This window comes from Desertibaculum subflavum, from assembly GCA_003576705.1.
Lineage (GTDB): Bacteria > Pseudomonadota > Alphaproteobacteria > Ferrovibrionales > Ferrovibrionaceae > Desertibaculum > Desertibaculum subflavum.
Genome location: QOZS01000001.1, coordinates 126446 through 141204 on the forward strand (window position 1 = coordinate 126446; position 14759 = coordinate 141204).

15 protein-coding genes are annotated in these 14759 nt (G+C 68.1%); 4 read left to right on the forward strand and 11 right to left on the reverse strand.

Annotated features, from left to right (window positions below; translation table 11 throughout):
* Nucleotides 1–26: 26 nt before the first annotated feature.
* Nucleotides 27–431, forward strand: a complete 405-nt coding sequence (locus DT074_RS00635; RefSeq protein WP_119417857.1) for a hypothetical protein — start codon at nt 27–29, stop codon at nt 429–431.
* Nucleotides 432–438: 7 nt separating this feature from the next.
* On the opposite strand, the gene DT074_RS00640 is transcribed toward DT074_RS00635, so the two are convergent.
* A complete protein-coding gene (locus tag DT074_RS00640; RefSeq protein ID WP_119417858.1) occupies nt 439–1287 on the reverse strand; it encodes a 50S ribosomal protein L11 methyltransferase in 849 nt (282 codons plus the stop codon).
* A 193-nt stretch (nt 1288–1480) separates the two neighbouring features.
* On the reverse strand, nt 1481–3760 hold the full coding sequence (locus DT074_RS00645; RefSeq protein ID WP_119417859.1) for an ATP-dependent helicase: 2280 nt from the start codon (nt 3758–3760) through the stop codon (nt 1481–1483).
* Nucleotides 3761–3846: 86 nt separating this feature from the next.
* On the opposite strand from DT074_RS00645, the gene DT074_RS00650 reads away from it, so the two are divergent.
* The gene (locus tag DT074_RS00650; RefSeq protein ID WP_162914524.1) at nt 3847–4689 is read left to right on the forward strand and encodes a TauD/TfdA dioxygenase family protein; all 843 of its coding nucleotides are present in this window, start codon (nt 3847–3849) and stop codon (nt 4687–4689) included.
* A gap of 4 nt (nt 4690–4693) precedes the next feature.
* Here the strand turns inward: DT074_RS00650 and DT074_RS00655 are convergent, their stop codons facing one another.
* The 4 genes from DT074_RS00655 to DT074_RS00670 form a co-directional block, all read right to left on the reverse strand.
* Nucleotides 4694–5290 (reverse strand): cysteine hydrolase family protein, encoded by a 597-nt coding sequence (locus DT074_RS00655; RefSeq protein ID WP_119417861.1) that lies wholly within the window; start codon nt 5288–5290, stop codon nt 4694–4696.
* 72 nt (nt 5291–5362) lie between these two features.
* Nucleotides 5363–6574, reverse strand: coding sequence for a CaiB/BaiF CoA transferase family protein (locus DT074_RS00660; RefSeq protein ID WP_119417862.1), 1212 nt, complete (start codon nt 6572–6574; stop codon nt 5363–5365).
* A gap of 54 nt (nt 6575–6628) precedes the next feature.
* The gene (locus DT074_RS00665) at nt 6629–7231 is read right to left on the reverse strand and encodes an NUDIX domain-containing protein (RefSeq protein WP_119417863.1); all 603 of its coding nucleotides are present in this window, start codon (nt 7229–7231) and stop codon (nt 6629–6631) included.
* A gap of 7 nt (nt 7232–7238) precedes the next feature.
* Nucleotides 7239–7712 (reverse strand): gamma-glutamylcyclotransferase family protein, encoded by a 474-nt coding sequence (locus DT074_RS00670; RefSeq protein WP_162914525.1) that lies wholly within the window; start codon nt 7710–7712, stop codon nt 7239–7241.
* 55 nt (nt 7713–7767) lie between these two features.
* Between DT074_RS00670 and DT074_RS00675 the strand changes: the two genes are divergently transcribed.
* Entirely contained in the window at nt 7768–8598 is an 831-nt protein-coding gene (locus DT074_RS00675; RefSeq protein ID WP_119417865.1) for an inositol monophosphatase family protein, read from the forward strand.
* Between the two features lie 128 nt (nt 8599–8726).
* Nucleotides 8727–9776, forward strand: coding sequence for a hypothetical protein (locus DT074_RS00680; RefSeq protein ID WP_368744355.1), 1050 nt, complete (start codon nt 8727–8729; stop codon nt 9774–9776).
* On the opposite strand, the gene phnE (DT074_RS00685) is transcribed toward DT074_RS00680, so the two are convergent.
* The 5 genes from phnE (DT074_RS00685) to DT074_RS00705 all read right to left on the reverse strand — a co-directional run bounded on the left by phnE (DT074_RS00685) (nt 9773) and on the right by DT074_RS00705 (nt 14616).
* Nucleotides 9773–10633: a phosphonate ABC transporter, permease protein PhnE gene (gene phnE, locus DT074_RS00685; protein WP_119417866.1), complete on the reverse strand. Its 861-nt coding sequence runs from the start codon at nt 10631–10633 to the stop codon at nt 9773–9775. The genes DT074_RS00680 and phnE (DT074_RS00685) overlap by 4 nt on opposite strands.
* Nucleotides 10630–11514: a phosphonate ABC transporter, permease protein PhnE gene (gene phnE, locus DT074_RS00690; protein WP_119417867.1), complete on the reverse strand. Its 885-nt coding sequence runs from the start codon at nt 11512–11514 to the stop codon at nt 10630–10632. Before phnE (DT074_RS00690) ends, phnE (DT074_RS00685) begins: the two co-directional genes overlap by 4 nt.
* Before the next feature lie 59 nt (nt 11515–11573).
* Nucleotides 11574–12488, reverse strand: a complete 915-nt coding sequence (gene phnD, locus DT074_RS00695; protein WP_119417868.1) for a phosphonate ABC transporter substrate-binding protein — start codon at nt 12486–12488, stop codon at nt 11574–11576.
* A 47-nt stretch (nt 12489–12535) separates the two neighbouring features.
* On the reverse strand, nt 12536–13363 hold the full coding sequence (gene phnC, locus DT074_RS00700) for a phosphonate ABC transporter ATP-binding protein (protein WP_119417869.1): 828 nt from the start codon (nt 13361–13363) through the stop codon (nt 12536–12538).
* A gap of 131 nt (nt 13364–13494) precedes the next feature.
* Entirely contained in the window at nt 13495–14616 is a 1122-nt protein-coding gene (locus tag DT074_RS00705) for a TRAP transporter substrate-binding protein (RefSeq protein WP_368744356.1), read from the reverse strand.
* Nucleotides 14617–14759: the final 143 nt, after the last annotated feature.

Here is a 14759-nt window from a genome sequence, read left to right on the forward strand (position 1 = left end):
CCTCTCCGGTGACACGGGAGGGAGACATGCCGATGCACAGGATCGTCGCTGCGGGCGCGGCGCTGCTCGCCGCCGGCGGGGCATCTGCCGCCGAGATCGACTTCTCCGGCGAGTACGTGATGCGCGGCAGGGGCTTCGCGGCGAACGACAGCGCCTATCAGGGCACCTGCAGCCTGCAGCGTCAGGCCGATATCTATCAGGTCTCCTGCTACAACCAGGACACCCGCCACACCTATACCGGTAAGGGCTTGGCGACCGGCGACACGCTCGCCATCTTCATCGGCGACCTGCTGAAGGGCGACCACAACCGGAGCTTCGCCGGCGAGTACCTCGTCGTCTACCGCCGCCAGCCCGACGGCAGCCTCGCCGGCACCTGGGTGCACAGCGAGAGCGAAAGCGCCGGCGCCGAGACGCTGACGCCGCGGCGGTGATGTCCGGTCAGCGCCCTACCACCAGAGTTCGCCAGCCGCCGAGGGCGATGCGGAAATCGAGCGGCAGGCCGTGGGCACGGTAGGCGGCGAGGACGGCAGCTTCCTGCCACCACAGCAGGCCGGCCAGCACGATGCGGCCCCGCGGCACCAGCACGGAGGCGAGGGCAGGGGCGAGGCGGCAGATCGGGCGGGCAAGGATATTGGCGCAGATCAGGTCGTAGGGTGCGCCGTCACGCGCCACGGCCGGCCTGAGACCCGGTCCGGTGCCGGTGACAATGCAACGGCCGACGCCGTTCTCGCGCGCGGCGTTGGCGGCGAAGCGGGCCGAGACCGGATCGATATCGGTCGCCACCACCGCCGGCTTCACCCAGGCCATGGCAACGGCGATGGCGAGCACGCCGGTGCCGCAGCCGACATCGAGCGCGCGGCGCACCGGCATGCGCCGGGCCAGCCGGTCGAGCGCCAGCAGGCAACCTCGCGTGCTCTCGTGCTGCCCGGTGCCGAAGGCCGGACCGGCCTCGATCAGGATGTCGTGCATGGCGGGCGAGGCGTGGCGGGGAATATGGCTGCCATGCACGTGGAAGCGGCCGGCGATGACCGGCGGCAGATGCTTCTGTGCTTCCGTCACCCAGTCGGCGTCGCGCAGCCTTTCCGTCGCGCAGTCGACCCCGAGACGGCGTGACCAGTCGGCGGCATCGGGCTCGGCATCGAACAGCGCCTCGAGGCGCCAGCGGCTGCCGTCCTGCTCGGCGCGGAATCGGCCGACCGAGAGCGCCTCGGATTCCAGCACGATCTCCGCCTGGATGGCGCTCGACTCGCTGTCGGTCTCGGCCGCGAGCTGCCAGAGCCTGCTCATGCGGGGAAAGCCCTCTCCGCCCTCGAAGAGGGGGGAGAGGGTTGGGTGAGGTGGGGAGGATGCGCGTGCAGCAGCTTCACCGACGATTGCGGCGGTACATTTGAAGCCGCTCGGGCTCTTTCCGGATGGCCCACCTCCCCCAACCCCCTCCGCCCTGAGGGCAGAGGGGGCTTCGGCTCTACGATCTCCGACGTCACGTCCGCTCCACGAAACTCGCCAGAACCTTCTTGCGGCCGGCCTTGTCGAAATCGATCTCCAGCCGGTCGTGCTCCACCACCTCGACGGTGCCGGGGCCGAATTTCTGGTGGAACACGCGAGCACCGACCGTGAAGCCGGCGGCGGCTTCCTCGTTCAGCCGCCGCGCGGTGCCTTCGATCTCGCGCGGCGTGCCTAAGCTGCGGAAGCTGGTGCGGGCGCGCTCTGCCTTCAGCCACGGCGCGTCGTAGACGAAGCCGCCCTGGTTCCAGCCTTCGGTGAAGCGGGTCGAGCCGCCGAGCCCCGGCGCGCCGATGCGCTCGACATGCGCCTCCGGCAGCTCGTCGACGAAGCGGCTCGGGATCGAACTCTGCCACTGGTTGAACACGCGGCGATTGGCGGCGAAGGAGATGTGGCAGCGCTGCCGCGCGCGGGTGATGCCGACATAGGCGAGCCGGCGCTCCTCCTCCAGGCCCTCGGCGCCGTTCTCCTCCAGGGCGCGCTGATGCGGGAACAGGCCTTCCTCCCAGCCGGGCAGATAGACGGTGTCGAATTCCAGGCCCTTGGCGGCGTGCAGGGTCATCAGCGAGATGGCATCGCCCTCCGCCGCCTGCTCGTTCTCCATCACCAGCGCGACATGCTCGAGGAAAGCGGCCATGCTCTCAAAGGCCTCCATGGCGCGCACCAGCTCCTTCAGGTTCTCGAGCCTTCCCGGCGCCTCGGCCGAGCGATCGGCCTGCCACATGCCGGTGTAGCCGCTTTCCTCCAGGATCATCTCGGCGAGCTCGAGATGCGGCAACCCGTCGGCGAGGGCGCGCCAGCGGGCGAAATCCTCGACCAGCCGGCGCAAGGTCGCGCGCGGCTTCGGCTTGATCTCGTCGGTCTCGGTCACCATGCCGGCGGCCTGCAGCAGCGGCACGCCTTTGGCCCGCGCGGTCTGGTGCAGGATCTGCACCGTGGCGTCGCCCAGGCCGCGCTTCGGCACGTTGACGATGCGCTCGAAGGCGAGGTCGTCGGCCGGCTGCAGCGTCGCGCGGAAATAGGCCATGGCGTCGCGGATTTCCTGCCGCTCGTAGAACCGCAAGCCCCCGATCACCTTGTAGGGCACGCCGAGCGTGATGAAGCGGTCCTCGAACAGGCGGGTCTGGAAGCCGGCGCGCACCAGGATCGCCATCTGGGAGAGCCGCTGGCCGCGCCGCTGGTCGGCCTCGACCTCCTCGCCGACGCAGCGCGCCTCCTCGTCGCCGTCCCACACACCGCGCAAGGTGATCTTCTCGCCCTCGTTGATCTCGGTCCAGAGCGTCTTGCCGAGGCGGCCCTCGTTCTTGGCGATCAGGCCGGAGGCGGCGCCAAGGATATGCGGCGTGGAGCGGTAGTTCTGCTCCAGCCGGATCACCTTCGCGCCCTCGAAATCCTTCTCGAAGCGCAGGATGTTGCCGACCTCGGCGCCGCGCCAGCCATAGATCGACTGGTCGTCGTCGCCGACGCAGCAGATGTTGCGCGAGCCCTGGGCGAGCAGGCGCAGCCAGAGATACTGCGCCACGTTGGTGTCCTGGTACTCGTCGACCAGCACGTAGCGGAACTTGCGCTGCCAGACCTCCAATACGTCGCGATGGGTCAGGAAGATGGTGATAACGTGCAGCAGCAGGTCGCCGAAATCGCAGGCGTTCAGGGCGCGCAGCCGCGCCTGATAGTCGCCGTAGAGCTTCAGCGCCTTGCCGTCGAAGGCATGGCCGGCCTCGCCGGCCGGCACCTTCTCCGGCACCAGGCCCTTGTCCTTCCAGCGGTCGATGATCGCGGCCAGCGCGCGGGGCGGCCAGCGCTTCTCGTCCAGGTTCTCGGCCTGGATCAGCTGCTTCATCAGGCGCAGCTGGTCGTCGGTGTCGAGGATGGTGAAGTTCTGCTTCAGGCCGACCAGCTCCGCGTGCCGGCGCAGCATGCGGGCGCCGATCGAGTGGAAAGTACCCAGCCACATGCCCTCGACCACGCCGCCGATCATCTCGGCGACGCGCTCGCGCATCTCGCGCGCCGCCTTGTTGGTGAAGGTGACGGACAGGATCTGCGACGGCCAGGCGAGGCGGCGGTCCAGGATGTAGGCGAGGCGGGTGGTCAGCACCCGGGTCTTGCCGGTGCCGGCACCGGCCAGCACCAGAACCGGGCCCTCGGTCGCCTCCACCGCCTCGCGCTGCGCTGGGTTCAGGCGCGCGAGATAGGGCGGCGGCGCGGCCGGCATGCCGCGCGGCGCCTCCAGCGCGCTCAGATCGAAGGGATCGCTCATCGCCTCAATATATAGGGAGATTCGACGGCTGTTGCCTCCCGCCCGCGCAAGGATCAACATTGCGTCCAATGAGAGGGAGGGAACCGATGGCGCTGGAATTCACGCGGCTCGGCCCGCATATGGGGATCGCCGCCGAAGGCGTCGATCTCGCGACGCCCCCAGATACAACCACGGCCGGCGAGCTGCGCCGTGCGCTGCTCGACGGGCTCGTGCTCTGCATCCGCGGCCGGCCGCTGCCGCCGGACGCCTATGTCGCCGCCATGGCGCCGTTCGGCACGCCCCGGCCGCAGCTCGGCCTGCACCGCCGCCATCCGGAACGCGCCGAGATCATGATCCTGTCCAGCGAGGACCGCGACGAGCTCGGCGATGGCGGCCGCATCGTGGTCGGCGCCGCCTGGCACACCGACGACAGCTTCATGGCGCTGCCGTGCTCGCTTACCATCCTGCACGGCATCGAGGTGCCGGAATCCGGCGGCGATACGCAGTTCGTCAACATGTACGCCGCCTATGAGGCGCTGCCGGACGCGATGCAGCGGCGCCTCACCGGCGTGCGCGTGGTGCATCGCTACGATTCATCGCGCAAGGGCAACCGTGTCGGCACCCGCAGCGCCGAAGAAGTGGCGCGCACGCCGGATGTCGACCACCCGATCGTGCGCACGCATCCTGAGACCGGGCGCAAGGCGCTCTACCTGAACCCCAACCGCATGGAGCAGGTGGTCGGCATGGACCGCGCGGAGAGCGACCAGCTGCTGGACCAGCTGATCGCCCACGCGACCGAGCCGCGCTTCCAGTACCGGCACAAATGGCATCGCGGCGATGTCCTGATCTGGGACAATCGCTGCACCATGCACAAGGCCAATGCCGACTACCCGGAGGGCAGCCGCCGGGTCATGCACCGCATCATCGTCGAGGGCACGCGGCCGGTCTGAGGTTTCAACTCCAGGCGGCCGCATCCTTGGCGATCACCGAGAAGCGGTCGGCGAGCTCGGTCAGCGCGGTGCGGTGGATCTGTTCCGCCTTCACGACGCCGCCGAGCGGGTCGGGCAGGTCGCGCGTGGCGCAGGCGCCGGCCACGACGGTGGCGCGATAGCCGTGGTCGAGCGCCGCCCGCGCCGTGGCCGAGACGCACATATGCGTCATGAAGCCGGCGATGATCAGCTCCTTGCGGCCGGTCGCCTTCAGCTTGTCGGCGAGGTCGGTGCCGGCGAAGGCGTTGGGCAGGCCCTTGCGCACGATGGTCTCGCCGGCCTGCGGCGTGAGCTCCGGCACGATCTGGCCGCCCGGGCCCTCCGGGTTGAAGGCGCCGCCGGGCTTGCCCTGATGCACCACGTGGATCACCGGCGTGCCCTTCGCGCGGGCGGCGTCGAGCAGCTTGCGCGTCTCGGCCACCGCCGCCTGGACGCCGGTGAGCGGCAGCATTCCGGTGGTGTATTCGTTTTGCGCGTCGATGATCACCAGCGCGGCCTGGTCCCAGGGGCTCGGATGCATCGGCGCGCCGGCCATCTGCAGCAATGTCTTGGGTTCGCTCATGGGGGATCACCTGTCTCAGGGGGCGACCCTACATACTGATTCACAGCCGTTATGGCTATGCCTGCCGGATCTTTAGGCGACCGCACCGGCGGCGCGCAGCGCTGCGATCTCGGCCGGGGAAGCGCCGATCTCGCGCAGGATCGCGTCCGTATGCTCCCCGAGCTTGGGCGCCGGCGCGGCCTGGCGCTGGTCGGCGAAGTCGAACCGGAGTGGGTTGGCGATGGTCCGCGGCATCGCCGGGCGGGCGGTGTCGCGGATGGCACCTGCCGCCACCGCCTGCTTGTCCCGGCCGGCATCCTCCAGCCGGTTGATGATGCCATAGGTGATGCCGGCCGCCTTCAGCAGCGCCTCCCATTCCGCCAGGCTGCGCGAGGCGAAGATGGGATCGAGAATGGCCGCCAGCTCCGCGCCATGGGCCCGGCGTGCCGGCGTGTCGGTGAAGCGGGGATCGTCGATCAGCTCCGGCCGGCCGATGGCGCGGGCGAAGAGCGGCCAGAGCTTCTCCTCCCGCGCCATGGCGAGACTGATCCAGCGGCCGTCCCGGGTCAGGTATTGGTTCACCAGGGCCGAGCGCGGGCGCGAGCGCGGCGGCCGGTGCGCGAGGAAGGCGTCGAGCAGCGCCGCCTGGCCGATGATGCCGTTGGCCCACCAACCGTTGGCGAGCAGCGAGGTGCCGACCTCGGCACCCTTGCCGGTCCGCTCGCGCCGCCACAGCGCCACCATGATGGCGGCGAACAGGGCGGTGGCGGTCGGGTGGTCGCCCATGCCGGGCACGGAGAAGGCGGGCGAGGCGCCCTCGTAGGTCATCGCGTCGAGCAGGCCCGAGCGAGCGAAATAGGCCGTCGCGTCATAGCCCGGCTGGTCGACATCCGGCCCCGTCTCGCCATAGCCGGTCAGCGAGGCATAGATCAGCCGGTCGTTCAGCGGCGCCATGTCCGCATAGGTGAGCCGGAGTCGCGTCCGCACCGGCGGCGGAAAATTTGTCACGAGGATATCCGCGGCCTGCACCAGCCGCGCGAAGACCGCATGTCCGGCTTCGCTCTTCAGGTCGATGGCGATCGAGCGCTTGTTGCGGCTGGTCAGCTCCCAACAGAAATTGACCGGGTGCTGCGGCACGCCATGCGAGGTGTGGAAGTTGCGGAACGGGTCGCCGCCCTCCGGAGCCTCGACCTTGATCACGTCGGCGCCGAAATCGCCGAGGATTGTGGCCGCCGCCGGTCCGGCGACGAAGCTCGACACGTCGAGCACCTTGAGGCCTTCGAAGGGCAGCGGTTCCTCCGCCATGTCGTTTCACTCCCGGACTCAACTGCTGCACCGGAGCGTAGGGGCGTTGTCCGGTCAGCGCCACCGGCGGCGCAATTCGTCCCGATGCAATTCCAGCCAGAGCAGCGCGATCACCGCGGGTCCGGCGAGGATCTGCCCGTCCTCGCGCATCCGCTTCGCTTCGGCAAAGGGAACCACGAAGACGCGGATATCCTCGCCCTCGTCGGCCAGCCCGTGCACGCCGCCGAGGCCGGCGCTGTCGCAGCGCCCGATGAAGACGTGGCAATGCTCCGACGTGCCGCCGGGACTGACATAGTGCTTGCCGACGAAGGCGAGGTCGGTAAGCCGGCAGTCGGCTTCCTCGATCGCCTCGCGCCGCGCCACATCCTCCGGCGTCTCGTCCGGCTCCACGATGCCCGCCACCGCCTCGACCAGCCAGGCCGGATCGCCGCCGAGATAGGCGCCGACGCGGAACTGCTCGATCAGCACCACTTTGTCCAGCGCCGGGTCGTAGGGCAGCGCGGCGACCGCGTGGCCGCGCTCCAGCACCTCGCGCTGGATCGGCTTGCCCCAGCCGCCGGCGAACAGGCGATGGCGCAAGCGATAGGTGTTGAGCCGGAACCAGCCCCTGAAGCTCTCCCGCTTTTCGATCAGCTCGACATCGGCCGTGTGGTCCATGCCGGCCTCAGGCCTTCAGATGGCGGGCGATGCGCGCGAGGAAGGCGGACTTTTCCTCGGCCACCCATTGCGCAAAATCCCAGGGCCGCGGATCGGGTTTGTAGATCGAGCCGGGGCGGAAGAAATGGACCAGTCGCACGCCTCCATCCTGGCTCACATCCACCGGCACGAGGTCGTATCCGTCGCCCTCGTAGCGGCGCAGCCGGGCGACATCCTCCGGGCCGAGCCGGTCGACGACAACACCGTCCACCGAGCCGGCGGGGTCGGCCAGGACAATGGGATAGGGCTGGCCCAGCGCCCGCGCCCGGCGCCAGCCGGCCAGGGTCGCGGGTTTCAGTCGGTCCTGGGCGAATGGCCGGCCGACCACGCCGCCCAGCACGTCGCGGTCCATCAGGGTGCCGTAGAAGAACAGGTCCATGGCACGGACATAGCGGCTCCGATTGTCGCCGTCACTTGCGTCGTCGCAGACGATTGTCGGCAAATGCCTCCCGGGCCTTCTATGATCCGGCCGGAGATCGGGTCGAGAGGTCGTTCTGGTGATCGATGATGCGGCGATGGAGGCGGTGGGGCGTGCGCTGCGCGAGGTGTCGGCGGCCGCGATCCTGCCGCGATTCCGCGCCCTGCTGCCCTCCGACCTGACCGAGAAGGAGGGGCCGCACGACCTCGTCACCGCGGCCGACCTGGAGAGCGAGCGCATGCTGGCCGAGCGCCTGGCCCACATCGATCCCGGCGCGCTCGTCGTCGGCGAGGAGGCGGCGGAGAGCGATCCCGGCCTGGTCGCACATCTCGGCCGCCCCGGCCGGGCCTGGATCATCGATCCGGTCGACGGCACGCTGAACTTCACCGTCGGCCTGCCGCTGTTCGGCGTCATAATTGCCTATGTGGTCGACGGCGTGACCGAGGCGGGCTGGCTCTACGACCCGCTGCGCGACCGACTGGTGACGGCGCGGCGCGGCCACGGCGCCTGGATCGACGGGCGACAGGCGCAGATCACCGTGCCGCGCTCGCTGCTCGCCATGCACGGCATTCTGAACAGCCGCAACGGCGACCGGAACCTTGTCGCCCGCATGACCTACCGCGCGAACCGCATCGGCTCGATGATGGTGCTGCGCTGCTGCGCCCAGGAATACATGGCGATGCTGGACGGCGCGATCAGCTTCGCCGTCTATCACCGCACCAAGCCCTGGGACCATGCGGCCGGCCTGTTGATCCATGCCGAGGCCGGCGGCTTCGCCGCGCGCATCGACGGCGAGGCCTATCGGCCCGACTGGCCGGTCCGACCGGCGCCGCTCCTCGTCGCGCCGGACCGTGCAAGCTGGGAGCAGATCCGCCAGACGCTGTTCGCCGAGGAAGCGGACTCGCCTTAAGGCAAGAAGGATCGACCGCCAAAGACGCTCAGAGCGCCAAGGAGCACGAAGATAGTATTCTCTTGGCGGCCCCTTGGCGTGCTTCGCGTCCTTGGCGGTCGACGACGATAGAGACGGAGGAAGCCAAGTTGAGCAATGCCGGATGGCGCGCCGTCGCCACGTTGTATCACCGTTATTTCACCGGCCTGCTGCTGTATGTGGTGACGCGCCGCGGCGCGCAGGATGCCGGCGAGCTGACCTATCGGCTGTTCCGCAAGCAGCACCATGAGAAATTCCTGTCGAGCCTCGCCAAGCTCGGCCTCGATGGCCTGCCCGATCCGGTGAAGGCGGCCGGCTATCACTACCTTTCCAACCGGATCGGCGGCGTGAAGGTGGAGTTCGTGCGCGAGAGCGACGCCAAGGCCTGGGTGCATTTCGTGCCGCCGCGCTGGATCTATGACGGCGTGGCGATCTGCGGCATTCCGTCGGAAGTGTCCCGCGGCGTGCTGCGCGGCTGGTACGCGCAGAACGGCGTCAGCCTGAAGAACCCGCGGCTCGGCTTCGTCTGCACCCAGCAGACCACCGACGGCCAGCCCGGCCTCTCCGGCTACTTCCTCGAACATGACCGCGAGCTCGGGCCCGAGGAGCGCCTGCGCTTCTCGCCGGGCGAGCTGCCGCCGCGCTTCGATCCGGCGGCTGCGCCGAAGCTCGACACCTCGGCCTGGACGGCGGAGCGGCTCGCCAAGGCGAACCGCAACTACGCTATGGAGTACATCCGCAACGCGCTGCCGATCCTGGCCGAAATCTTCGGGCCGGCCGAGGCGGCGCAGCTCGGCCGCAATGCGGCCAAGCTGATCGGCATGCAGTTCTATGACGAGATGGTCGCAACGCTCGGCCCGGTGACGCCGGATGCCGGCGGCTTCGCGCGGCTGTTCGCGGCGCTGGCAGCCGGGCAGGACGATGCCTGCGAGGTCGATATCGGGCAGCGCGGCGCGGTGATCCGGCAGACGAGCTGGCGGCTGATGCGTGGTACCCAGGCGGTGCCGGACAGTGCCTTCGCGGCGTGGAACGGATTGTTCGAAGGCCTGCTCGCGGTGCACGACCGCTTCCTCGTGCTCGATGTCCGCCGCCGCCTCGATCGCGGCGACGATGCCTTCGAATGGGAAGTGCGCCCGCGCGGACCGGCCCCCGCCTTCTAGGCCAATGCCACGCTGCGCCTGCCGATGATGGCGAAGCGGAGCTTGCCCGAGACCCAGTCGATCGCGGCCACGGCGATCAGAATCAGCACGATGATGAAGGCGACCTGGTGGAATTCGAGGGTGCGGATCTGCTCGGCCAGGTGCAGGCCGATGCCGCCGGCGCCGACGATGCCGATGATGGTGGCCGAGCGGGTGTTGCTCTCGAAGTAATAGAGCACCTGGCTCGCCATCACCGGGAAGACCTGCGGCAGCATGCCGAAACGGATGCGGTGCAGCGCGCCGCCGCCGGTGGAGACGACGCCCTCGACCGGCTTCTTGTCGGCCGCCTCGATGGCCTCGGAGAACAGCTTGCCGAAGGTGCCGAGATCGGAGGTCATGATGGCGAGCACGCCGGCAAACGGCCCAAGTCCGACCACGTTGATCCAGATCAGCGCGTAGATCAGGGTGTCGACACCGCGGATGGTATCGAGCGACCGTCGCGCGAGAAAATGCGCGATGCGGTTGGCGACGACGTTCTTGGCGGCGAGCAGGCCGAGGGGCAAGGCCAGGATCGCGGCGCCGAAGGTGCCGAGCAGGGCGAGCGCCACCGTCTCGCCAAGTGCATCGAGGAAGATCAGCGCCCGGCCCCAGCTATCGACATAGGGCGGGATCATCAGGGTCAGGATCTTGCCCATCTCGGCGATGCCGCCGAGCATCCGCCAGGGTGTGAATTCGAGATACCAGAGGCCAAGAGCGACCGAGACGGCGCCGACGGCGAGCGCGACCACCGAGCCATAGCGGGCGAGGAAGGATTGGCGGAACACGCCCGGATAGCGCGCGCGCAGGCCCTGGAGGTCGGCGTCGAGAACCTGGCTCATCGGCGCGCCTCCACTTCGATCAGGCGGTGCCGCACCTGCTCGGTCACCAGGTCGATCACGACCACGGTGGCGATGATCAGCAGCAGGATCGCCGAGACGTCGGAATAGTAGAACTTGCGGATCGCTTCGATCAGGTCCTGGCCGATGCCGCCGGCGCCGACGAAGCCCAGAATCGAGGCGCCGCGCACGTTGATCTCGAAGCGAAGCAGGGCATAGCTGACGAAATTGGCGGCGACCTGCGGCAGCGCGCCGAACCGCACCGCCACCGGCCAGCTCGCGCCGGTCGCGGTCACGCCCTCGACCGGCTTCATGTCGATGTTCTCCGCCACTTCGAAGAACTGCTTGCCGAGGGCGCCGAAGGTGTGGATCGCGATGGCGAGCAGGCCGGGAATCGGCCCGAGCCCGAAGGCGATGACGAAGATCAGGGCGAAGACCAGTTCGGGCACCGTGCGACAGAATTCGAGGAAGCGCCTCAGCGGCACGCGGATCCAGGCCTTGGGCATCAGGTTGGCCGCCGCGGCGAAGCAGACCAGCAGGGCGCCGGCGGCGCCGAGCGCGGTGCCGACATAGGCGATGATCAGGGTCTCGAGCAGCAGCCGCGACCACTTGCTGATGCCCCAGTACCATTCGCCGATATCGGCGAAGACCAGCCTTCCGTCATCCAGGTGAAAGATGCGGCCGAGATAGCTGGTGAAGTTGCCGATCTTGTCGGCGAGCTTGAGCAGGTCCACTTCGGCGGAGATCGCCGCCAGGATGACGGCGACGGCGAAGGCCGCTGCGAACAGCAGAGCCCGCCGGCGCTTGGCCCTGACCGCCGTCCGGTAGGCGGCGTCGAGGTGCTCGACGCGCCGTTGGGGAAGAGAAGACGCGGCCGTCACCACGGGGGTCTGTGGCTTGTAGGAGACGGCCGCGCCGGGCGACGTGGGAGACGCGCCCTGGCTCAGGAGCTCTTCTTGCGCAGAGTGTCGACGAAGCGGATCAGGTCCACCGTCGCCTCGAAGAACTTGTGGTCTACCTGCTTGAAGCCGCGGTCCTTGCCGTCCGACAGCTTGTCAAAGGCGGGCTTGGCCTTGGTCGGGGCTTCCATGAAAGCTTTGGTGATCGAGGCTTTCAGCTCGGGCGGCAGATCGGTCAAATAGGCGAAGGGCGAGTTGGCGATCTGGTCAGACTTGAAGATGACGCGCACGTCCTCCTTCTTCGCCAGGCCCTTGTTGACCATGCGGGTGAAGTTGGAATCGTCGTCCGAGTTCCACCAATTGGCCGCGACGTCGACCGTGCCCTGCTTCAGCGCGATCACGGCGTTCTCGTGGCTGCCGGTATAGACTACCTTGTTGAAGTAGACCTCCGGATCGATCTTCATCTTGTTCAAGGCGAAGCGCGGGACATTGTTGCCGGAGGTCGAGTTCGGGTCGACCAGGCCGAGATTCTTGCCCTTCAGATCCTCTATCTTCTTATAGGGGCTGTCGGCCTTCACGTAGAACACCGAGTAGTAGCCCTCGGAGCCGTCCTTGTTGACGGTGATGACGAAGGGCTCTGTCTTGGCACCGGTGATATAGGCGCGGGAATAGGAGGCCGGGCCGTAATAGGCGATGTGAATGTTGCCGGCGCGCTGGCCCTCGATCACCGCGGCGTAGTCGTTGGCGATGCGCAGAGTCACCTTGGTGCCGACCGTCTTCGCCAGGTAGTCGATGAACGGTCCGAAGCGCTCGGTGACGCCGGAGGCATTCTCGGCCGGCACCACGGCGAAGACCAGTTCGGGATATTTGGACTTCCAAGCCTGGGCCGCGGCATCGCCGGCGGCGGTCAGTGCAAGCAGGGCGGCGGTACCGGCGAGCACGGTACGACGGTCGAGCATCTGGTTCTCCCCTTGATGGATGTGTTGTGCCGTCACTGAAATGGCAGTCAGTGTGCCGAGGCGGCGCGGCGATCGGCCAGGCGCGCCGAGGCGACATGCGCCGGCACCTGGACCGGCATCGGCAGGTCGATGACCTCGCCCGCCTCGAGCCCGTACAGCTCGTGCGCCTCGCTCTCGGTGAGCGATTCGGGCCGGCCGTCGAACACCACCTTGCCGGCCGCCATGCCGACCAGGCGGTCGCAATAGGCCTTGGCGATGTCGAGGTCGTGCAGGTTGCACAGCACGGTGATGCCGAGCTCCTGATTGATGCGGCGCAGCGCGTCCATCACGGTGCGCGTGTTGCGCGGATCGAGGGAGGCGATCGGTTCGTCGGCCAGGATCACGTCCGGCTGCTGCACCAGCGCCCGGGCGATGGCGACGCGCTGCTGCTGGCCGCCGGAAAGCGTATCGGCGCGCTGCGCCGCGAGCAGGCCCATGTCGAACTGCTCCAGGGCGGAGAGCGCGATCGCCTTGTCCTGTTCGGCCCAGAGCTTGAGCAGTGCCCGCGGCGTGGCGACGGCGTAGGAACGGCCGAGCAGCACGTTGCCGAGCACGTCGAGCCGGCCGACCAGGTTGAACTGCTGGAAGATCATGGCGCAGCGCGCCCGCCAGCCGCGCAAGCCCCGGCCCTTGAGGGCCGAGACATCGAGGTCGCCGAACAGAACCCGTCCTTCGGTCGGGTCCTCCAACCGGTTGATCAGGCGGAGCATGGTGGATTTGCCCGCACCGGACCGGCCGATCACGCCGACCATCTGGCCCGGAGGCACGCTGAGGGTGACGCCGTCGACCGCGCGGACGGTGCCGAATTGCTTGGTAAGACCTTGGATCTGCAGCATGGCCCCAATGGCTATGGGGCCATGGGGACTCTTTTGTTAATCATCCGTGACGGAACGATGAAACAGCACGCTTATCCACAGCTAGCCGCCGCCCCGGCGGTGCGGGGCGGCGGTATCGCCGTCTGGATCGATCAGCCCGGATACGGGAAATCGAGCATGCGGGCCTGCATATAGGCGAGCTCGGTGATGCGCGAATAGCCGAGCACGCTCTTGCGGTACTTGAGATAGCTCTCGAGCACCGCCTTGGAGTTCGGATCCGCTTCGGCCATCACTTCCTGCATCACTTCGCCGGAGGCTTTGCCGAGCGCCAGCAACACGTCGCGCGGCACCTGGCGGAGCTGCACGCCGTGCTTGTTCACCAGCTCGCTGAGCGCGGTGACCGACGGGGCGAAATAGTCTGCGTAGATCTGCGTGTACTCCCACTCGCAGACCACCTTGATGATCTCCTGCAGGTCCTTGGGCAGGGCGTCGTATTTCGGCTTCGACACCATGACCTGGCCGGAGACCGACGGCTCCGACGTGCCGGGCCAGTAATAGTATTTGGCCAGCTTGTAGAAGCCGAGAGAAAGGTCGGCATAGGGCCCGACCCATTCGACCGTATCGATGGCGCCGGATTGCAGCGCGGCGAAGGTCTCGCCGGGCGGCAGGGTCACGACGGTGGCGCCGAGCTTCTGCAGCACCTTCACGCCGTACCCGGCGGTGCGCATCTTGAGGCCCTTCAGGTCGTCGACCGACTTGATCTCCTTCCTGAACCAGCCGAAGAACTGCTCGCCGGTCGGGCCCTGGATGAAGCCTTTGAGGCCGAATGGCGCATAGAGCTTGTCCCATAGCTCGTAGCCGCCGCCATGCGTCAGCCAGGCGTACATCTCATTGACGTTCATGCCGAAAGGCACGGCCGAATAGGCCGCGGCGCCGATGCACTTGCCGACATGGTAGTAGGGCGTGTCGTGCGCCATTTCGCAGGCGCCGCTGATGATGCCGTCCCAGCCGCCGAAAGCCGGCAGCAGCTCGCCGGCCGAGTAGACCTTCACGGTCATCCGGCCGTTGCTCATCGTCTCGATGCGCCTGGCGATACGCTCGGCGCCCTGGTGCACGGGGGGCAGGCCGCGCGGCCAGGCGGTGACCATGCGCCACTCGATCCGGTTCTGGCTGATGGCGAATTTCGGGAAGCTGGCGCTGGCAGCGGCCGTGGCCGCGGCGCCGATCGTCGCCTTCTTCAGAAATTGACGCCGCTTGATGCTCTGCTGTTTCATGCTGTGGTCCTCCCCACGGACACTGCGTTGCCTTGCTGGCGGTCCGACTGTGCCACCGTTCTCGCCATGACTGCAAATCTCGGGCGCGGTCCAGGGAGGGGAGGCGGTGCCGCGCTGCAGCATGACCGCCGCAAACGATCGGC

What these genes read in the sequence shown, in the direction of transcription:
- DT074_RS00665 (WP_119417863.1), bottom strand. Translation starts at nt 7,231, where the DNA reads ATGGACCACACGGCCGATGTCGAGCTGATCGAAAAGCGGGAGAGCTTC.
- DT074_RS00640 (WP_119417858.1), bottom strand. Translation starts at nt 1,287, where the DNA reads ATGAGCAGGCTCTGGCAGCTCGCGGCCGAGACCGACAGCGAGTCGAGC.
- DT074_RS00650 (WP_162914524.1), top strand. Translation starts at nt 3,847, where the DNA reads ATGGCGCTGGAATTCACGCGGCTCGGCCCGCATATGGGGATCGCCGCC.
- phnD (WP_119417868.1), bottom strand. Translation starts at nt 12,488, where the DNA reads ATGCTCGACCGTCGTACCGTGCTCGCCGGTACCGCCGCCCTGCTTGCA.
- DT074_RS00655 (WP_119417861.1), bottom strand. Translation starts at nt 5,290, where the DNA reads ATGAGCGAACCCAAGACATTGCTGCAGATGGCCGGCGCGCCGATGCAT.
- phnC (WP_119417869.1), bottom strand. Translation starts at nt 13,363, where the DNA reads ATGCTGCAGATCCAAGGTCTTACCAAGCAATTCGGCACCGTCCGCGCG.
- DT074_RS00705 (WP_368744356.1), bottom strand. Translation starts at nt 14,616, where the DNA reads ATGAAACAGCAGAGCATCAAGCGGCGTCAATTTCTGAAGAAGGCGACG.
- DT074_RS00635 (WP_119417857.1), top strand. Translation starts at nt 27, where the DNA reads ATGCCGATGCACAGGATCGTCGCTGCGGGCGCGGCGCTGCTCGCCGCC.
- DT074_RS00645 (WP_119417859.1), bottom strand. Translation starts at nt 3,760, where the DNA reads ATGAGCGATCCCTTCGATCTGAGCGCGCTGGAGGCGCCGCGCGGCATG.
- phnE (WP_119417866.1), bottom strand. Translation starts at nt 10,633, where the DNA reads ATGAGCCAGGTTCTCGACGCCGACCTCCAGGGCCTGCGCGCGCGCTAT.
- DT074_RS00660 (WP_119417862.1), bottom strand. Translation starts at nt 6,574, where the DNA reads ATGGCGGAGGAACCGCTGCCCTTCGAAGGCCTCAAGGTGCTCGACGTG.